The organism is Bradyrhizobium sp. (assembly GCF_016213215.1).
GTDB lineage: Bacteria > Pseudomonadota > Alphaproteobacteria > Rhizobiales > Xanthobacteraceae > Bradyrhizobium.
The window spans coordinates 1-3,604 of record NZ_JACRAW010000096.1 but is presented as its reverse complement, the minus strand read 5'-3'; the positions used below and the strand labels follow the sequence as shown (position 1 = coordinate 3,604).

General features: G+C 61.4%; 1 protein-coding gene and 3 pseudogenes. All 4 read left to right on the top strand.

All coding sequences use genetic code 11. The features are described from left to right. Window positions 1-854: pseudogene (locus HY852_RS16040) on the top strand (hypothetical protein); the annotation flags it as partial. A 237-nt stretch (window positions 855-1,091) separates the two neighbouring features. Continuing rightward, window positions 1,092-1,487: pseudogene (locus HY852_RS16035) on the top strand (IS5 family transposase); the annotation flags it as partial. Window positions 1,488-1,611: 124 nt separating this feature from the next. Continuing rightward, window positions 1,612-2,697 carry an IS110 family transposase gene (locus tag HY852_RS16030; RefSeq protein WP_291605751.1) on the top strand — a complete coding sequence of 362 codons (1,086 nt, stop codon included), beginning with the start codon at window positions 1,612-1,614 and terminating at the stop codon, window positions 2,695-2,697. A 415-nt stretch (window positions 2,698-3,112) separates the two neighbouring features. Next, window positions 3,113-3,586: pseudogene (locus HY852_RS16025) on the top strand (IS5 family transposase); the annotation flags it as partial. Between the last annotated feature and the right edge of the window lie 18 nt (window positions 3,587-3,604).

The following is a 3,604-nucleotide window of genomic DNA, read 5'->3' as shown; positions in this document are numbered from 1 at the left end:
TCGATGGCACTTCTGGTCTCCTCACGTGGACGCCCAGCGCCGACCAAGTGCCCAGTACAAACTCGGTAACCGTGCGGGTGACCGACAACGGCACGCCGGCCCTGAGCGACGCGCGCACCTTCACCGTGCAGGCCAAGCGCGGGTCGCCATGGAAATATGTTGCCTTCAACGGCACGGCTTCTTCCTCCACCGTTTACATCTACCTGACCACGCCGGGGGAGGTTTACCTCGATGATCTCAAACTTGTGGCGGGCAGCGTGCCGGAAGCAGGCGCCAACACCGTCGCAGGCGGTGATTTCGAAACCGCACTGACTTCGAACTGGGGTGTCTCGCCGAACCATCAAGGCTCGGAAGTCATCCCGAGCGTGAAACACTCCGGCCAAAGCGGGCTGCACGTGGTCGCGTCCGTTGGCGGCACGACGCGCGCCTCCTCGATTTACCAGGACCTCAACCCCGGCCTGGTCTCGGGGAACCCTTACACACTCAGTTTTTGGTACCTGCCCGGTCCCAAAGACACCAGCCTGACGATCGTGCCGCCGGGGGCGAGCCATGCGACGGTGAAGAAGTCTGGGACCGCAGTCCGCGTCTTCTCGAACAAGGCAGCGGATCTTGTTGCGATGGCTGTGAATGCGGGGACCTATGCGGATGGCGCGCCCGAGGTCACGCCAATTATGCCTTGGCCGGATCCGGTCGGCGGATTTCGTCTTCGGTATTATGCGATGAGCAACTTTCCGAGCCTCGACCCGAGCCCCCTCAAGATGCGGATTTTTCGGTCGACAAATCTGATGATCAACATTTTTAAACCATGGACGGAGCGCCGCGATGAGACAAAGCTGAGTCCTCATTCACACTAGGATTTCGAGCAAATTTCGCTCGCCCTTGAAGGCTCGTTTGTCCATCATCTGCGGTACCCCTGGGGGCCCGACAAGACCAAGTGGAACGAAGATGAGCACGAGCATTTCGACAGCCCGTCCGTTTTGGTTATACCTCCGCAGGTGGTTCACACCACTCAGTGTCCGTCCGGAAACATATTGAATCCTCTGAATCATTTGTGATTCAAGAGTGGTGGCCTGATTCGAGGAGGGTCACCGATGTGGACGGCGAAGAACCGCGGGCGCTACGACCGCAGCCGATTGCGATATCCGAGCGACCTGACCGACGAGGAGTGGGCGCATGTCGAAGCGTTGATTTCGCCGGCCAGGCGCGGCGGCAACAGGCGCCACGTCGACGTGCGCGAGGTGATGAACGGGATCATGTATATTTTGAGCACGGGATGCCAGTGGCGGGCGATCCCGAAAGACCTGCCGCCGCGCAGCACGCTGTTCGACTATCTCGATTTGTGGAGCTACGACGGCACGCTGGATCGCATCCATCATGCGCTTTATGTGGAGTGCCGGGAACAGGGCGAACGCGAAGCCAGTCCCACCGCCGCCATCATCGACAGCCAGAGCGTGAAAAGCGCGGAAAAAGATGCTATGGGGCGAGCGGCGAGGACAATGGCACCATCGTCGCTCCAGCGAATCAACGGAGCGCCCCATGCCACAGCTGAACGATTTGAGCAGATCCCTCATAATTCTCGAACGAGATGCAACACTGATCGCCGTGATCGAGATGAGCCAGTCGAGTTGGCTGGTCGCCGGTATCGTGCCTGGCGTCGAGCGCTCGCCGTTGAAGAAGCTCGCGGTCGATGAGAGCGCGTTGCTGAAACTGCTCAATCGCTGGCGGGAGGAAGCGGAGAAAGCAGGACATAGGATCGAACGGATTGCTATCGCCTTCGAGGCCGGCCGTGACGGCTTCTGGCTGGCGCGCTGGCTCGGGGCTCGCGATATCGAAGCCCATGTCATTCACGCATCCAGCGTAGCCGTATCGCGCGAGCACCGGCGCGCCAAGACCGACCGGCTTGACACGGAACTGCTCAAACGCGCGTTTCTCGGCTGGCTGTGCGGCGAGCGTGATCACTGCAAGATGGTGGCGATCCCGACGCTGGCGCAGGAGGATGCCAAGCGGCCCAATCGCGAGCGCGAAAGTCTCGTTGGCGAGCAAAGCCGGATTGTCAACAGGATGAAGGCGGCGCTGGCGCGGCTCGGCATCCGCGGCTTCAATCCCAAGCTGAAGAAGGCCGTCGAACGCCTCGACGGCTTGCGCACGCCCGAAGGCGAGCCGATCCCGCCCAACACGTTGGCTGAACTCAAGCACGACATGGAGCGCCGCCGGCTCGTCCGCAGTCAAATCCGGGACATCGAGGGGACCCGCCTGGAGCGCCTCGAGCAAGCCCCCGGTGACGGACCTCATGTCATGGTGCGCCTGCTGGCGCGCGTGATCGGGGTTGGCGTAGAGACGGCGGACATGTTGGTGCAGGAGGTGCTCAGCCGAAACTTGCGCGACCGTCGGGCGGTGGCGCGCTATGGGGGCCTCACCGGCTCGCCTGACGAGAGCGGCAAGAAGCGTCGCGAGAAAGGGCTGGCTCGATCCGGTAACGCGCGAGTCCGGCGCGGCATGATCCAACTGGCATGGCGGTTTCTTATGTTCCAGAAGGACAGCGCCTTGGCGCATTGGTTTTACGCACGCACGAAAAATGCGCCTCAGACCCGCAAGACAATGATTGTGGCGCTGGCACGCAAGCTGCTGATCGCCCTGTGGCGGCTCGTGCGGGAGGGCGCGATCCCGGAGGGTATCGTCCTGCGTCCAGCTTTATGAGCGGAGTTGCATAGAAATCTTCCGACAGTTTCGGCCCACCCCGCTTCAAGCGCGAGAGGGTGCCGATGACGGTTCGAGGTGGCGGGGTCCCGATCGCCCCCCTTGGCTTTCATGCCGGGAAAAAGAATGGGTCCGCCGCCTCGGAGCTTCGCCGCCGATGCGCATGAGTGCATCATGGTTCGGGTCCTGGACCCACCGGATACAAGGTCGTGGCGCGATTGATCCGCGCCCGGAAAGCGGGCTCCCCTCTTATCGTCAGGTTGGGGCGACGGCCAACCTTGACAGCTTCTGCGCGCGCCGGCTTTGCAATACTGCGGGTCGGGGCGAAGAAACGGGACTCCAGGTCGAACAAAGAAACCGATCAAGAAAGATGCGCCGCTCTGACGTCGCTTGACAAAAAAGGCCCCATACAAGAGGGGCCTGCATCGATCCGCATGGCTATGATGCGGGCAAGAAGATCAAGGGCAAGAAGCGCCATATCCTCGTAGACACGATGGGTTTGTTGCTCCACGCGATCGTTCATCCCGCCGACATCCAGGATCGCGACGGCGGCATTCTGCTTCTTGCGACCCTGTTCGGGATGTATCCGTTCTTGAAAAAGCTGTTTGCCGACGGTGGCTACCAGGGGCCGGAATTCCATAACGCCCTGGCGAAAGCCCTACCCCACCTCGAAACCGAGATCGTCAAGCGCTGTCCCCGCGAAGGCGGGGATCAGGCCAAAGGATTTGTGGTGCTGCCACGCCGTTGGGTCGTCGAGCGCACGATTGCTTGGCTCAACCGCTGCCGAAGGCTCGCCAAGGATTGGGAGAACCTCAATCGCAAGGCGCTCGCGTTCTTGCGCCTCGCCTCAATCCGCCTCATGCTCCGAAAACTTTGCAATCCCGCCTGATGTTCCCGGACAGACTCT

Bases quoted from the DNA above. Each gene is read 5' to 3' on its own strand.
- HY852_RS16030 (WP_291605751.1), top strand. From the start codon at position 1,612: ATGAGCCAGTCGAGTTGGCTGGTCGCCGGTATCGTGCCTGGCGTCGAG.